10 protein-coding genes are annotated in these 13,139 nt (G+C 50.8%); 6 read left to right on the forward strand and 4 right to left on the reverse strand.

The genetic code is table 11. The annotated features are described in order from the left end of the window. The 4 genes from hypT (at nucleotide 1) to HV041_RS04795 (ending at nucleotide 4,424) form a co-directional block, all read left to right on the forward strand. Complete coding sequence (gene hypT / locus HV041_RS04780; protein WP_048211158.1) at nucleotides 1-912, forward strand: hypochlorite stress DNA-binding transcriptional regulator HypT; 912 nt, start codon at nucleotides 1-3, stop codon at nucleotides 910-912. A 301-nt stretch (nucleotides 913-1,213) separates the two neighbouring features. Beyond that, nucleotides 1,214-2,155 carry a pseudouridine kinase gene (locus HV041_RS04785; RefSeq protein WP_048211159.1) on the forward strand — a complete coding sequence of 314 codons (942 nt, stop codon included), beginning with the start codon at nucleotides 1,214-1,216 and terminating at the stop codon, nucleotides 2,153-2,155. Further along, nucleotides 2,143-3,078, forward strand: coding sequence for a pseudouridine-5'-phosphate glycosidase (locus tag HV041_RS04790; protein ID WP_048211160.1), 936 nt, complete (start codon nucleotides 2,143-2,145; stop codon nucleotides 3,076-3,078). Before HV041_RS04785 ends, HV041_RS04790 begins: the two co-directional genes overlap by 13 nt. Nucleotides 3,079-3,173: 95 nt before the next feature. After that, a complete protein-coding gene (locus tag HV041_RS04795; protein WP_048211161.1) occupies nucleotides 3,174-4,424 on the forward strand; it encodes a NupC/NupG family nucleoside CNT transporter in 1,251 nt (416 codons plus the stop codon). Nucleotides 4,425-4,471: 47 nt separating this feature from the next. Here the strand turns inward: HV041_RS04795 and HV041_RS04800 are convergent, their stop codons facing one another. From HV041_RS04800 to HV041_RS04810, 3 genes are all read right to left on the reverse strand, one after another. Beyond that, on the reverse strand, nucleotides 4,472-5,560 hold the full coding sequence (locus HV041_RS04800) for a sugar kinase (protein WP_048211162.1): 1,089 nt from the start codon (nucleotides 5,558-5,560) through the stop codon (nucleotides 4,472-4,474). 2 nt (nucleotides 5,561-5,562) lie between these two features. Further along, nucleotides 5,563-6,420: a deoxyribonuclease IV gene (nfo, locus tag HV041_RS04805; RefSeq protein WP_048211163.1), complete on the reverse strand. Its 858-nt coding sequence runs from the start codon at nucleotides 6,418-6,420 to the stop codon at nucleotides 5,563-5,565. 65 nt (nucleotides 6,421-6,485) lie between these two features. Further along, nucleotides 6,486-7,535, reverse strand: coding sequence for a YeiH family protein (locus HV041_RS04810; protein ID WP_121584818.1), 1,050 nt, complete (start codon nucleotides 7,533-7,535; stop codon nucleotides 6,486-6,488). 133 nt (nucleotides 7,536-7,668) lie between these two features. Between HV041_RS04810 and yieE the strand changes: the two genes are divergently transcribed. After that, nucleotides 7,669-8,550, forward strand: a complete 882-nt coding sequence (gene yieE, locus HV041_RS04815) for a DNA-binding transcriptional regulator YeiE (RefSeq protein WP_048211165.1) — start codon at nucleotides 7,669-7,671, stop codon at nucleotides 8,548-8,550. A 194-nt stretch (nucleotides 8,551-8,744) separates the two neighbouring features. Beyond that, nucleotides 8,745-10,214 (forward strand): lysine-specific permease, encoded by a 1,470-nt coding sequence (gene lysP, locus HV041_RS04820; protein ID WP_048211166.1) that lies wholly within the window; start codon nucleotides 8,745-8,747, stop codon nucleotides 10,212-10,214. Nucleotides 10,215-10,942: 728 nt separating this feature from the next. Here lysP and HV041_RS04825 read toward each other — a convergent pair. Beyond that, nucleotides 10,943-12,928, reverse strand: coding sequence for a ligand-gated channel protein (locus tag HV041_RS04825; RefSeq protein ID WP_048211167.1), 1,986 nt, complete (start codon nucleotides 12,926-12,928; stop codon nucleotides 10,943-10,945). Nucleotides 12,929-13,139: the final 211 nt, after the last annotated feature.

Raw genomic sequence — 13,139 nt, forward strand, 5'->3', positions numbered from 1 at the left:
ATGAAAAATATTGAGACAAAATGGTTATATGATTTCCTGACGCTGGAGGCGTGTCGTCATTTTTCCCAGGCGGCTGAGGAACGCAATATATCCCAACCGGCATTTAGCAGGCGGATCAAGGCGCTCGAATCCGCCGTGGGAGTACAGCTTTTTGATCGCACGACGAGTCCACTGCAACTCACGGAGGAGGGCAAGCTATTCCATTCGCAAACCCGTAGCCTGCTGCAACAGCTGGAATGCAATCTGGATGAGCTAAGTGGGCACAACCTGCTTGGGGTTCCCAATATTAAAATAGCGGCGGCACATTCTCTGTCGCTGACGATGTTGCCCAGATTAGTGCACTCAATGGCGGCCTGGGGGGAAGAGTTTGTTTATCACGTCGAGGCGATTGATGTGGTGCAAGCGGTGAATACCCTGCGTGAAGGGAAAAGTGATTTTATTATCTCTTTTCGGGATGAAGATTTAATGCAGTCACCCTTCTGCGGTTTGAAGGTTTTTGAGTCTGAGTTGTATCCCGTTTGTGCGGCTGATGCGAAGGGGAAGGCGTTGTTTGATATCTATCAGCCGCAGGTGCCGATTCTGAACTATACCAGTACATCCTACATGGGAAGATTGGTAAACCGTCATCTGGCGGAAGTGGGCGGTATTTCTGCTCGTACACTGTTTATGTCTTCGATGAGTGAGTTATTGAAAAATATGGCATTAGATGGCCATGGTATCGCCTGGCTGCCGGCGTGGACTATCGTAAACGAACTGCGTGACAAGCGGCTGGTTTGTCTGCAGACGCCGGAACTGATGGTGCCTATTCAGGCCTATATTTACCGGATGGATACCCGCTTGAATAAAACGGCTGAGCACTTCTGGCGGATTTTGTACAACCACATGCCGGAGGACCTGGTTTCGCTCAGTTAATACACACCAGTCTGCCTGGCACATCTGAAAAACCTCCGGTTATCCGGAGGTTTTTTTCTGGTTTGCTCAATTTGTGTTCTGCCTCTCATTTTTTCTCTCCCTTGCAAACTGTATCTATAAAAAATTGTGACTCTGTTCATATCTATTTGTTTTAGATCTTGCGGATGGATTTACTTTACAAAAAACCTGGCTAACATGAACACATGTTTGATAGTGAACATGTGCTCTAATAACCTTTGCTGTAGCAATTGTTATTTTTGACGAACTCATTAGTGGTAATTATATTGCCAGGGGACGTGCTATGCGTGAAAAGGAATACATAGTAACCATTGGCTCGGCCAATATGGATGTCGCCGGGTATTCGCATGCTTCTCTGAATTATGCGGACTCGAATCCAGGGAAAATAAAATTTACGCCAGGCGGCGTGGGACGCAATATCGCTCATAATTTGGCGCTGTTGGGAAAAGATTCATGGTTACTGACTGCAGTTGGTAACGATTTCTATGGACAATCATTGCTGGCGCAAACTAATCAATCTGGCGTTCATGTCGAAAAATGCCTGATTGTTGCTGGAGAAAATACATCAAGTTATTTGTCGCTGCTTGATAATACCGGTGAGATGCTGGTTGCCATAAATGATATGAGTATTACCGACCACATTTCAGCGGATTTTTTGTCGCAACATCGTGATTTTATTCGTGCAGCAAAAGTCATTGTCGCTGACTGTAATATCAGTGAAGACGCGCTGACATGGGTGTTGGAAAATGCGGGCGAGGTACCGGTGTTTATTGACCCGGTATCGGCATGGAAGTGCGTTAAAATTCGCGAGCAGCTCGGCAAAATCCATACCTTAAAACCTAATCGACTTGAAGCTGAAACCCTGAGTGGGATTGCACTCTCCGGGCGAGAGGATGTTGGCAAAGTTGCCACGTGGTTTCATGAACGCGGCCTAAACCGCCTTGTGCTCAGCATGGGGGGGGACGGTGTTTATTACAGTGATATCTCGGGGAGTAGCGGCTGGTCGCTGCCCATTAAAACTCACGTCATTAATGTCACGGGGGCTGGTGATGCCATGATGGCGGGACTGGCTTCCTGCTGGGTAGACGGTCTGCCCTTTATTGATTCGGTTCGATTTGCGCAGGGTTGCTCATCTATGGCACTGGCCTGTGAATATACCAACAACCCTGATTTGTCTGTTGCGAATGTTAGCTTAATAGTGGAGAACACAGAATGTCTGAATTAACTCTTTCCTCTGAATTATTACAAATATCTCCAGAAGTTCAGGAAGCATTAAACAGTAAAAAACCCATTGTTGCACTTGAATCAACCATTATTTCCCATGGCATGCCATTTCCACAAAATGCGCAAACAGCAATTGAAGTAGAAGAAACTATTCGCAAACATGGTGCTGTGCCTGCAACCATTGCCATTATTGGCGGGGTAATGAAAGTTGGCTTGAGTAAAGACGAAATTGAACTTTTAGGACGTGAAGGGCATAACGTTGCTAAAGTTAGCCGCCGAGATTTACCGTTTGTTGTAGCCGCAGGGAAAAATGGCGCGACTACCGTTGCCTCTACCATGATTATTGCCGCTATGGCGGGAATTAAAGTATTTGCAACCGGGGGGATCGGCGGTGTTCACCGCGGGGCTGAGCATACATTTGATATTTCTGCGGATCTGCAAGAACTGGCTCATACCAATGTCACGGTTATTTGCGCAGGGGCAAAATCTATTCTCGATCTCGGATTAACAACCGAATATTTAGAAACCTTCGGTGTGCCGCTCATTGGTTATCAGACAACATCGCTGCCAGCATTTTTCTGCCGCACCAGCCCGTTTGACGTCAGTATTCGTCTGGACAGCGCAAAAGAAATTGCCCGCGCGATGGCGGTGAAATGGCAAACCGGTCTGAACGGCGGCCTGGTTGTCGCCAATCCAATCCCGGAGCAGTTTGCCATGGCAGAGGAAAAAATTAACGCGGCAATCGATCGGGCCGTGAAGGAAGCTGAAGAACAGGGCGTTGTGGGCAAAGATAGCACGCCGTTCCTGCTGGCGCGGGTTGCGGAACTGACCGGAGGCGACAGTCTGAAATCAAACATTCAGTTGGTGTTCAACAACGCCGTACTGGCTTGCGAGATTGCGAAGGAATACCAACGCCTCGCCTGACCAAATTTTTCGGGCAGAAAGCGGTCGCCCGTGAATATCAAACCTACCAAAACCTGGCGTTAGCGCCGGGTTTCCTGGCATGAAGGGATTTCATTATGGATATAATGAGAAGTGTTGTGGGTATGGTGGTATTACTGGCCATCGCGTTTCTGCTGTCAGTAAATAAAAAACGGATTAGCCTGCGTACCGTTGGCGCTGCGTTGGTTTTGCAAATCGCCATTGGCGGTATCATGTTGTATTTCCCTCCGGGGAAATGGCTGGTTGAACAGGCTGCACTCGGCGTCCACAAGGTCATGTCATATAGCGATGCGGGAAGCGCATTTATTTTCGGCTCGTTGGTCGGTCCTAAAATGGATGTGCTGTTTGACGGTGCCGGTTTTATCTTTGCCTTCCGGGTACTCCCCGCGATCATTTTTGTTACCGCGCTGATAAGCCTGCTTTACTACATTGGCGTAATGGGACTGTTGATCCGTATTCTCGGTGGTATTTTCCAGAAAGCGCTGAACATCAGCAAAATCGAATCATTTGTCGCGGTGACGACGATTTTTCTCGGGCAAAACGAAATTCCGGCAATCGTGAAACCCTTTATTGATCGCCTGAATCGCAATGAGCTGTTTACTGCAATTTGTAGCGGGATGGCATCTATTGCGGGTTCAATGATGATTGGTTATGCCGGAATGGGTGTACCCATCGATTATTTGTTGGCGGCATCATTGATGGCAATCCCTGGCGGTATTTTGTTCGCGCGTATGCTGAGTCCGGCAACGGAAGAGTCTCGCGTTACCTTCGAGAATCTGTCGTTTACTGAGACACCACCGAAAAGCATCATCGAAGCGGCGGCCAGTGGGGCGATGACCGGATTGAAGATCGCCGCAGGTGTGGCGACGGTGGTAATGGCATTTGTCGCCATTATTGCGTTAATTAACGGCATTATTGGTGGCGTTGGTGGTTGGTTTGGCTTCGGTCACGCCACTCTGGAAGGCATTTTTGGCTATATTCTGGCCCCGCTGGCGTGGATTATGGGCGTGGACTGGAGCGATGCGACGCTGGCAGGTAGCCTGATTGGACAGAAGCTGGCGATCAACGAATTTGTCGCTTATCTCAACTTCTCACCGTATCTGCAAATGGGCGGTGCGCTGGACGTGAAGACCATCGCGATTATCTCGTTTGCTTTGTGTGGTTTTGCAAACTTTGGTTCAATTGGTGTTGTCGTCGGTGCGTTTTCAGCCATTGCGCCACAGCGCGCACCGGAAATCGCGCAACTTGGAATGCGTGCTTTGGCAGCGGCAACGCTTTCTAACCTGATGAGCGCCACAATAGCCGGTTTCTTTATCGGACTGGCATAAAATAAAGTTTGTAGGCCGGATAAGCAGAGCGCCATCCGGCATTATATCTAAGCGGTTTTCAGCAAATACAGGGCATTATCGGCGGAGAGCGTTGGGTTGTTGATACTGACGCTGGCCCGCGATAATGCCGCGCAGGCCATGGCAAACTGCGCGCTTTCACGAAACTCGCTACCTTCCAGAAAGCTGTACAGTAATCCCGCCATAAAAGCGTCATCGGCGCCAAAACTGTCTACCACCGTATGCTCAGGCGGCGTCAATAAAAACTGTTCGCCGTCCTTTTCGCTGCAAAAAACGGATTCGTCTTCCAGACACACAAAGATGCGTTTTACTCCTTGCTGATGAAGGTCGTTGACGGCCTGCATGCGATCCGCATCCGACTGGACAGGCTTACCCCATAAAATGCCCAGCTCTTTCTGCGTGGGTTTGAGCGTATGAATACGTGTAAACCAGGTCTTCATTTTTGCCGCTTTGAACTCTGAAACGGTATCAATAAATACCGGAATGTCATCAGCAATAGTAAATACCCACTCGATGGCTTCAGCAGTCAGGTTGCAATCCGCCAGCACGACGCCGGAATGGCGGATAAGATCCCGTGAACCGTTCAGCAACTGCGGCGTTAGCTGTTGCAGAATGTGGGTATCGTTAATCGCCAGTACGGTCTCTTCCTGCTGATTCGCGATCGACAAATAGGTGGAGGTGTTATGTCCATGCAGACGAATGCAATTGGAAACGTTAACACCAGCCTGACGGGTCTGTTCCAGCAGCGTTTCGCCATAGAAATCGCTACCAACAGCGGAGATTAAATGCACGTCACGGCCCAGCAGCGCCAAATTATGAGCGATATTGCGTCCCACGCCGCCTGCAGAACAGTGGATGCTGCCGGGGTTAGATGCGGCTTGAGGATAGTGGATGTCTGCAATACCCCGGATATCCATGTTGATAGCTCCGACGACGACGCAATAATCTTGTTCGGTAAGGATATAACCTTTACCTTTGATCATTCCTTTGCGCATCAAATCCATAATATGTGCGGCGACGCGCGAACGGCTGATCTGCAAAATATCGGCGATTTCATTCTGCTGAATCAACGGATTACGTCGCAGGATCTTAAGGATCTGCTTTTCCCTGTCGTTCATGATTAGGCCACCGCTTTTTCAGTTTGCTGCGCTTTCAGCCAGGCAATCTCTTCTGCCCAGATATCTGGATTAATGGTTTCCAGTATCAGTGGGATGCCGTCAAAACGGTTGTCCTGCATGATCCAGCGGAATGCATCGTGACCGATATTACCTTCCCCTAAGCTATGGTGACGGTCAACGCGGCTGCCAAATGCGCTCTTGGCATCGTTCAGGTGCATACCGCGTAAATAGTTAAAGCCGACAATACGTTCAAATTCAGCGAATGTCTTTTCACACTCGTCAACGGAACGCAAATCGTAACCGGCCGCGAAGGCGTGGCAGGTGTCGATGCAGACGCCGACACGGGATTTATCCTCGACGCCGTCGATGATTGCCGCCAGATGCTCGAATTTAAAACCAAGATTACTGCCTTGCCCGGCGGTGTTTTCAATGACTGCCGTCACGCCCTGAGTTTGAGCAAGGACAATGTTGATTGATTCGGCAATACGCGCCAGGCATTCATCTTCCGGGATCTGCATTAAGTGGCTGCCCGGGTGAAAGTTAAGCAGGGATAAACCAAGCTGCTCGCAGCGCTGCATTTCATCAAGAAAAGCATCGCGTGATTTTTCCAGCGCGTCGCTGACCGGATGACCGAGGTTTATCAGGTAGCTGTCGTGAGGCAGGATTTGCGCAGAAGTATAGTGATACTTCTCGCAGGCAGATTTGAAATCATCAATGATTTCGGTGGTCAGCGGCGCGGCACGCCACTGACGCTGATTCTTGGTGAACAGGGCGAATGCGGTCGCTTCGATTTCTGCGGCTCGAATAGCGGCGTTAGCCAGACCGCCAGCGGCGCTTACGTGCGCTCCAATATATTTCATAAATTAAACCCGCCATACTCAAAAGGGGAGAGTATAGCGGGTTAATGGGGGGGAGTCGTGCTCGTTTATGCCATCAGCGCGTGGATAGCGAGGTTAATCGCGCCACCGCCCACAATCAGCCAGACAAACAGCACCAGTGCCATCAGCAGAGGTTTTGCACCGGCTTTTTTCAGGGCGCTAACGTGAGTGGTCAGCCCCAGCGCGGCCATCGCCATTGCCAGCAAAATGGTATCCAGCGTTACCAGCATGTTCACTACCGACTGCGGCAGCAGGTGGAACGAGTTAAAAATCGCGACCACAATAAACAGGATGGCAAACCACGGAATAGTGATTTTACTTTTTTCTCCGCTGGCCGACGGAGACAGTTGTTTAACACGTGCTGCCAGGATGATGAGGAACGGAGCCAGCATCATGACGCGCAGCATTTTAGCAATGACGGCTGCGTTTTCAGCTTCCGGAGTGATTGCATGCCCGGCAGCAACAACCTGTGCGACTTCATGCATCGTGGAGCCAATATAAATCCCGTAGGTTTCCGGGCTAAACCAGTGCGCCAGTAGCGGGTACATTGCCGGGTACAGGAAGATAGCAATGGTCCCGAAGATAACCACGGTAGCAACGGCGACCGTTACCTTACTGGCTTCTGCTTTCACCACCGGCTCGGTGGCTAATACGGCGGCGGCACCACAAATGCTGCTCCCCGCGCCAATCAGCCAACTGGTGTGGCGGTCCAGACCAAACACTTTCTGCCCAAGGAAGCAGGCAATCATAAAGGTGCTGCTGAGCGTTAACACATCAATCACGATACCGCTGACGCCGACGTCAGCAATTTGCGCGAAGGTGAGGCGGAAACCATAAAGGATGATCCCCAGACGCAGTAAATGTTGCTTGGCAAACAGCACGCCACCGTCACAGCTTTTCCAGATTTGTGGATACACGGTGTTGCCGATAACCATCCCGAATAAAATGGCTAAGGTGAGGGCGCTGAACCCGGCACCTGCGACGGCGGGAATGGAACCTCCCCATAAGGCGGCCCCGGTGATAACTGCACTCAGGGCAAGCCCCGGAATAAAATGCCACACTGTACGACGATGATTCTGTAGGGCGAGTTCAGTCATAACCCCTCCTGAACAATTTGAATGATTTCTTGGCAAAAATTGTAAGGTGAAGTGGCTTAAAAATAAAATTGATTATATATTTATAATTAATCTTTATAAGTGGTAAGCACGGGCTACCCGGTGGAAAACGACTATGCATATCACCCTGCGACAACTTGAAGTGTTTGCTGAGGTACTGAAAAGCGGCTCGACGACTCAGGCATCTGTCATGTTGTCATTGTCGCAGTCAGCGGTCAGTGCTGCGCTTACCGATTTAGAGGGGCAACTTGGCGTGCAACTGTTTGACCGCGTCGGCAAGCGACTGGTCGTTAATGAGCACGGGCGCTTACTCTATCCGCGTGCGTTGGCCTTGCTCGAGCAAACGACAGAAATTGAACAGCTTTTTCGTGAAGATAATGGCGCGATTCGCGTCTATGCCAGTAGCACCATTGGCAACTATATTTTACCTGCCATGATTGCAGGTTACCGGCGGGATTTCCCCGATTTGCCGCTGGAACTCAGCGTGGGCAACAGCCAGGATGTTATCAATGCCGTGCTGGATTTTCGGGTCGATATCGGGCTGATTGAAGGGCCCTGTCACAGTACCGAAATCATCTCTGAACCGTGGCTGGAAGATGAACTGGTGGTATTTGCTGCGCCGTCATCGCCGCTAACCACGGGGCCCGTGACGCTGGAGCAACTTGCGGCTTCGCCCTGGATCCTGCGCGAACGTGGGTCTGGTACTCGCGAGCTGGTGGATTATCTGCTGTTGTCTCATCTACCGAGATTTCAGATGGCAATGGAGTTGGGTAACTCTGAGGCCATTAAGCATGCGGTGCGCCATGGTCTCGGGATCAGCTGCTTGTCGCGTCGGGTTATTGCAGAACAACTGCAGGCAGGAACGTTAAGCGAAGTTCCGGTGCCGTTGCCACGTCTGGTCCGCACGCTTTGGCGCGTCCATCATCGCCAAAAACATCTTTCAAACTCGCTGCTGCGTTTTTTACGTTATAGCGACCAGGTAGAGCAGGTTGAATAAGGCGCTGATGCGTCGTACCTGCAATAAACACCCCATCGTCAACTGAGGGCAATCGTCATACGTTGCCCATTTCTGCTTTACTTATAATCCGCGGCCAGTCATGAAGGTCTCTTATAACAGCGCATTTGTGCCGGAAGAATGCCATTTCGTCTGCTACAATCGCGCCTCATTTTTTGGATGGATAGCATTTTCACATGGTTTCCGAAACTAAAACCACAGAAGCGCCCACGCTACGCCGTGAACTGAAGGCGCGTCACCTGACGATGATCGCCATTGGTGGTTCCATCGGTACGGGTCTTTTCGTTGCATCTGGTGCAACCATTTCTGCGGCGGGTCCTGGCGGCGCGCTGTTTTCTTATATTCTGATTGGCCTGATGGTGTACTTCCTGATGACCAGTCTCGGTGAGCTGGCTGCCTACATGCCGGTTTCCGGTTCGTTCTCTACCTACGGTCAGAACTATGTAGAAGAAGGCTTTGGCTTCGCGCTCGGCTGGAACTACTGGTACAACTGGGCGGTGACTATCGCCGTGGACCTGGTGGCCGCACAATTGGTAATGAGCTGGTGGTTCCCGGATACGCCTGGTTGGATCTGGAGTGCGCTGTTCCTTGGCGTTATCTTCCTGCTGAACTACATCTCGGTACGTGGATTTGGCGAAGCGGAGTATTGGTTCTCACTGATTAAAGTCACCACCGTGATTATCTTCATCGTGGTTGGCGTAATGATGATTATCGGTATCTTCAAAGGTGCTCAACCGGTGGGTTGGAGTAACTGGACGACAGGTGATGCCCCCTTTGCTGGCGGTTTTGCCGCCATGATTGGTGTGGCGATGATCGTCGGCTTCTCTTTCCAGGGGACCGAGTTGATTGGTATCGCCGCGGGCGAATCTGAAGATCCAGAGAAGAACATTCCACGCGCGGTGCGTCAGGTATTCTGGCGAATCCTGCTGTTCTATGTGTTCGCGATTTTGATTATCAGCCTGATTATACCGTATACCGATCCGAGCCTGCTGCGCAATGATGTAAAAGACATCAGCGTCAGCCCGTTCACGCTGGTATTCCAGCATGCGGGTCTGCTGTCTGCGGCGGCGGTGATGAACGCCGTTATCCTGACGGCGGTGCTGTCGGCGGGTAATTCCGGGATGTATGCATCAACACGTATGCTCTACACCTTGGCATGTGACGGTAAAGCGCCGCGTATTTTCTCTAAACTGTCTCGTGGCGGCGTACCGCGTAACGCGCTGTATGCGACGACTGTTGTGGCAGGTCTGTGCTTCCTGACATCCATGTTTGGTAACCAGACTGTGTACCTGTGGCTGTTGAACACTTCCGGGATGACGGGCTTTATCGCCTGGCTGGGAATTGCAATTAGCCACTATCGTTTCCGCCGTGGTTACGTGTTGCAGGGCCATGATATTAATGATCTGCCGTATCGTTCAGGCTTCTTCCCTCTGGGGCCGATCTTTGCCTTTGTCCTGTGCCTGATTATCACTCTCGGCCAGAACTACGAAGCGTTCCTGAAAGATACCATTGACTGGGGCGGTGTAATGGCAACCTATATTGGTATCCCGCTGTTCCTGATCATCTGGTTTGGCTATAAGCTGACCAAAGGAACCCGTTTCGTTCGTTACAGCGAAATGCACTTTCCGAAACGTGTGAAGAAGTAATCCAGTGCATAATGCTTGCCAGGTAAGCATTATGGAGAACATTTGATTCCGCTATAGGGTTCCGTTCATCTTAGTGGTGTCATTTCTCTGAAGCACAGATATCTGTGAACGTGCAAGGGAGGCTCGCCGCCGCCTCCCTTGCAACCCTGGCTCCCGGCGGGAAAATCGCCGCTGCACGATGTATTCGTCTTATTCCGTCTGCCTGCCGGGTCGGCCCGGCCCGGGCACGCCTCCCTGCAGGCCGTCCCGGTCAACCGTCAACGCCTCATCGATTTTCAGCCGGACCGGGGTCATCGCTTCAACGCTCTGACTTCCAGTTAAATCTGTTTTGCTGTTTAAACAAAAAACGCAGATGGTGAGGTGTGGGCTGGTCCGGCTGATAATTGCCGACGTGTATCCATAAGGCCGGGAGAACCCGCAGGGATGCGGGTTCAGGGTGTGAACGACAGGGATGTTGCATCGCGCCCGGCCCGGTAGCCTGGAGGAATAAGCGGAGGGGATTGCGAAGCAACAATTTTCCTGCCGGGAGCCGGGATTGTTAAGGGTGCGGAGATAGCACCCTTAACACGTTCACGGGTGTTCAGTGTACAGAGAAGCGATGAACATGAGGTGAACGGAACCCTTTCTCTGAGAGAGCATGTTCATTACCCCGCCAACACATGTTGATGCTTTATGTTAACTGAACAGCATTAGGCATGGTGAATGCCGGGGTTTTTATGGTCTAAAATTTAGAAGTTATATGTCAGGCCAACAGTGTAACGACGACCATCAAGCACGGTGTCATAGGTCTCGTAATCAATCTGTTTATCCAGCACGTTATACACGCCAGCAGTAAGCAGTACATCTTTGGTCGCATAGTAACGCATACCGATATCGACCTGGGTATAGGAAGGGGTGCCTTGCGCCATGGAGGTACGGCTCAGGTATTCTGATGTTTTGCCACGCAGATTCAAACGGCTCCAGAAACCGATATCCTGCGTAGCCTGCCAGTCCAGCGTGGTGTTGAACATATGCTTCGGCATTTTGTTCAACGGCTGGCCCGAGAACTGACCGCTTTTCTGTTCAGATTCAGTGTAGGTATAGTTCGCTGTCCAGTTGATGTCGGAGGTCATCTTCCAACCGAAGGTGGATTCGACACCGCGCATATTGGCTTTATCAACGTTAACCCGATCGCTGACAAAGTCGTAATGAGTGCTGCCAATAGTACAAGCCGGATCGGCACTGCTGTTACAGCGACGGACTTCGGTAATTTTGTTTTTGAAGTCAGTATTGAACAGCGTGACACCCGCATTGAGGTCGTTGCCGTTATCCCACAGCAAACCGATCTCTTCGCTCAGGCTTTTTTCTGGTTTCAGATCCGGGTTGCCGACAATGATACCGTTCAGACGACCGCCACCGGTCACTTGCCCCCAGCTTGCGGATGACTGGCGCAGATCCGGTGCACGATAGCCCGCAGAAACTCCCCCTTTTAAGGTCCACTGATCGCTCAGGTGCCATACGCCATAGCCGCGCGGCGTCCAGTTGTCACCGTAGTTTTCATCTTTATCCATACGCAGACCGCCGGTCAGCGTGAAAGTATCGGTAACCGCCCATTCGTCTTCGGCAAACAACGCCCAACTCCAGCGGGTCAATTTGTTCAAACCGTCAGCTGCTTGCAGTTGGTTGCCGTTATCGCGCAGTTTTTCATAACGGTATTGCCCGCCAACTGTCAGGGTGTGCGCCCCGAGGAAGACCTGGTTCTGGTTATTGAAGATCGTGTTGTAGGATTTCATCTGACGACCAGGGTTTTTGGTCTCTTCCTGCTGAACATAGCTGGTGCTGTTGAAATCGTCGTAATAACCGCTGTGGGTTAATGAATACGTTGTGTGTTCATAACGGTTGTAGCTTTTGCTGTTTGGCTTACAAACACCGTTACGGCAGTTTTCTGCCGCCATCGATTCGCCCGGTGTGCTGTTGCGATCCTGTAGTTCATGCGCGACATCGAAGTCGATGTCATTTTTATCATCCGGGGTGAAGTTGAGGGTGAGTCCGCCGTTGCGCAGGCGTTGTTCATTGTAACCATTGACTATCTTATCTTCTCCGCGATGGGAGAACAGCCCGGTCACTTTTGCGCCGAGTAGCCCGTCGATCAGTGGTCCGGACGCGTATGCATTTGTCTGGTAAAGGTCTCCGGAGTCCCGATCTTCCTGGAGGGTGGCATCACCATGCAGGGAGCCGGTCCAGGCTTTAGTATTCGAGACTTTTTTGGTGATCACGTTAATCACGCCGCCCATAGCGTCAGAGCCGTACAGAGACGACATCGGGCCGCGGATCACCTCGATACGCTCGATGGATTCCAGTGGCGGTAGCCAGCCTTGCTCAATACCCGCGTTGTCGCTGTTCGGGCGGGTACCGCGTGTACTGATACGTTTACCGTTAACCAGGAAGAGCGTGTATTGTGAGGCCATACCGCGGATGCTGATATCACTGCTGCTACCGCCGCCGGTCACAACAACACCTGGGACGTCTTTCAGTGCATCGGTCACATCGCGATAGGCTTTATCTTCGATCTGCTGCTTGGTAATAACCGAAATGGAGGCGGGGGCATCCTGAATTTTTTGCTCAAACCCGGTGGCAGTGACGACCACGGTATCCTGGTCGGCGGCATAGACGAGTGATGGGAGACTCGCGACGCATACTGCGGCGGCTACAGCCTTAACGTGAGGTATAGTCATTTGTATCATTCCATTTAAATGAATCTAACTGCGTGTCATGTGAAAGGCCATGACAATTGTATGTATTTGTCTTTTAAGGACTCTTTTCAGTAAAGAAGCGGGGGGATTGTACAAAAGTATGAATATTTGTAAACACAAATGATAATAGAAATCATTTGTGTTTGATGTATTTGGCATGGAAAATCTTTTTAATTCAGTGGGATAGTGGTGA

Origin of the sequence: Citrobacter sp. RHBSTW-00029 (assembly GCF_014104295.1) — a bacterium.
Classification (GTDB): domain Bacteria; phylum Pseudomonadota; class Gammaproteobacteria; order Enterobacterales; family Enterobacteriaceae; genus Citrobacter; species Citrobacter youngae.

Bases quoted from the DNA above. Each gene is read 5' to 3' on its own strand.
- HV041_RS04800 (WP_048211162.1), bottom strand. From the start codon at position 5,560: ATGAACGACAGGGAAAAGCAGATCCTTAAGATCCTGCGACGTAATCCG.
- hypT (WP_048211158.1), top strand. From the start codon at position 1: ATGAAAAATATTGAGACAAAATGGTTATATGATTTCCTGACGCTGGAG.
- HV041_RS04795 (WP_048211161.1), top strand. From the start codon at position 3,174: ATGGATATAATGAGAAGTGTTGTGGGTATGGTGGTATTACTGGCCATC.
- HV041_RS04810 (WP_121584818.1), bottom strand. From the start codon at position 7,535: ATGACTGAACTCGCCCTACAGAATCATCGTCGTACAGTGTGGCATTTT.
- HV041_RS04825 (WP_048211167.1), bottom strand. From the start codon at position 12,928: ATGACTATACCTCACGTTAAGGCTGTAGCCGCCGCAGTATGCGTCGCG.
- HV041_RS04785 (WP_048211159.1), top strand. From the start codon at position 1,214: ATGCGTGAAAAGGAATACATAGTAACCATTGGCTCGGCCAATATGGAT.
- yieE (WP_048211165.1), top strand. From the start codon at position 7,669: ATGCATATCACCCTGCGACAACTTGAAGTGTTTGCTGAGGTACTGAAA.
- HV041_RS04790 (WP_048211160.1), top strand. From the start codon at position 2,143: ATGTCTGAATTAACTCTTTCCTCTGAATTATTACAAATATCTCCAGAA.
- nfo (WP_048211163.1), bottom strand. From the start codon at position 6,420: ATGAAATATATTGGAGCGCACGTAAGCGCCGCTGGCGGTCTGGCTAAC.
- lysP (WP_048211166.1), top strand. From the start codon at position 8,745: ATGGTTTCCGAAACTAAAACCACAGAAGCGCCCACGCTACGCCGTGAA.